Genomic DNA, 2,185 nt, shown 5'->3' on the forward strand with positions numbered 1-2,185 from the left:
GCCGCCGCGCGGTCGTCGGCACGGACGACGGCGGCGCGCAGGGCGTCGAGCCGGGGTGAACCCGGTCCGCCCGGGTGTCCGCCAGGGCGACGGCGAGGCGGACGCGTTCGGCGCGCAGCCGTTCGACCTCGGCCTGGGCGGCGTTGAAGGCGGCGACGGCCTCGGGCCAGGAGGGGATCGCCTGGGCGGGGGCCTGTGCTTCGGCGGCGGGGCCGGTGTTCGTGGCCGTGACCGCAGCCGTTCGGCCGTCGCGCGGGGTGCGGGCGGGCCTGGGTGCGCCGGGCGGCACCCAGTCGCCGAGCACGGCGTTCATGCCGCGCAGCGGCGGGAGCCCCGCGGCGGCGCGGGCGGCGGTCTCGTCCTCGGGCAGGCGGCCCCACCAGAAGCGCTCGGTGAACCTCGTCCGGTTGGTCTTGTTGCCGAGGACGGCGGCGACCAGCCCCCAGGCGGGCGCGCCGCCGAGCAGGGCGGAGGCGAGGTCGGAGAAGTGGTCGGGGCCGTCGTGCCAGTGCTCGTCGAGGGCGTCGGCGCCGGGCAGTTCGGCGGTGATGTTCTCCACCGCCCCGTTGTTGGAGGAGGTCACCACGATCTCGCGGCCGGTGAGCCCCGGGTCGAGGGCGGAGACGAAGCGGGCGTGGACGCCCTGTCGGTCCTTGCCCCGCCAGGCACGGCCGACGAACGCCTCCTCGGGCCGCCAGTAGCCGGCCATCACGGCGGCGCGTTCGACCACGAGGGCGGCGACCAGGTCGCGCAGCATGGTGGTCTTGCCCGTGCCCGGCGGGCCGTTGACGGAGAACAGCCCGCCGGCATCGGTGCCGGCGGTCGCGGCTCCTGTGCGCTCGCCGTCGGCACGGTCGGCGAGCATGCGGTTGACCGCGAACTGCTGGCTGAGCGCGAGCGGATACCGCGCCTTGGCGGGCCAGCGCCCGGCCGGGACGAGAGCCGGATCGACGCCCGCGAGGACGGTGAGACGGTCCTCGCGCAGGTCGGATCTGGCGTCGACGGGGATGTCCCGACGGCCGGTCAGGTAGGCCTGCAAGGCAGGTCCGAGGCCGGCTGCCCGGCTGTCGGCGAGCGCGGCGCGGACCCGGGCGAGATCGGGCGGCAGGAGGCTGTTGAGGAACGGCTGCGCGGCGGCGGGCTTGGCCTTCGGGTCGCGCGGGCGGTGGACCAGCCGGCTCCGGACCCGGATCACCCGCGGGTCGAGGTGCTCCTCGACGCCGCAGAGGTGGGCGATCTGGGCGGTCAGGGCCACCAGGTCGGCGAGCGCGACCGGACGCGGGCCGGTGTCCTCCCCCGCTTCCTCGGCGGGCGACGGCACGTCGACGGCCGGTTCCGGCACCGCGGGCGGGGGATTCCCGTCCACGCCCTCCGGCGCCGGGCGGCGGGCCGCCGTCCACTCGGCGACGCGCCGCACCAGCGGCTCCGTCGCGCCTTGCACGGCGGCCCCGGCGACCTCGCCGAACAGCGCACCGACCGCCGCCACGGCCGCGCCGCCCAGGATCTCCGCGAGCAGTTGCCGCCAGCCGCGGACGCCCTCCTCGTCCCCTGCGGGCACCGCGCTCGGCAGGGGAGGGATTCCCGGCGCGTACGGAATCGGCGTGGCGGTCAGCCGCCCCACCGCGACCTCGAACGCCTCGGTCAACTCCTCGAAGCCGTCCAGCCACCCGGCCGCCGACGGCCCGGGGTCGAAGAGCCGGCCCGTCGCCCAGCCGCACGCGGAGACCACCGACGTGTCCTCGACCGGCCGCCCGTGCTCGTCCAGGACCAGCGCGAACATCGCGCTCGTCCCCGACAGCACCAACTCCTCGGCCGGCACCCCGGGATCCGGGTCGGTGCCCTCCGGCAGAACGGCGATCATCGCCTGGCGCAACAGCTCCAGGTCGAACACCCCGCCGTACACCTCGTGCCGCCAGACCATCCCCCGCGGCGCCCGCCGGGCCGCCGTCTCCGGATGCTCCGGCGCCCACGGCAACAAGGGCGCCGGCCGGCCCGCCGCCGGCGTCACATCGACGACGATCGCATCCGACGCCCGAGGGCGACCGGCCCGACGCTTCCGCGGCACCTCCGGAATCGGCGGCGGACTGAACAACTCGACCGCCCGCCAGCACTCCAGCAGATCCCCCACGCGCCCGTCCCCGCTCCGCACCCCTTCGCCCCCTGCGTCGAACCCACAGCACACAGC

At 76.8% G+C, this 2,185-nt stretch carries 1 protein-coding gene; it reads right to left on the bottom strand.

All coding sequences use genetic code 11. From position 1 onward, the window contains the following. The coding region (locus tag ACFU7Y_RS43255; protein WP_380771950.1) for a hypothetical protein at nt 1–1,921 on the bottom strand (1,921 nt) is incomplete at its 3' end. Nucleotides 1,922–2,185 lie beyond the last annotated feature (264 nt).

Source organism: Kitasatospora sp. NPDC057542, assembly GCF_042801945.1.
Taxonomy (GTDB): Bacteria; Actinomycetota; Actinomycetes; order Streptomycetales; family Streptomycetaceae; genus Kitasatospora.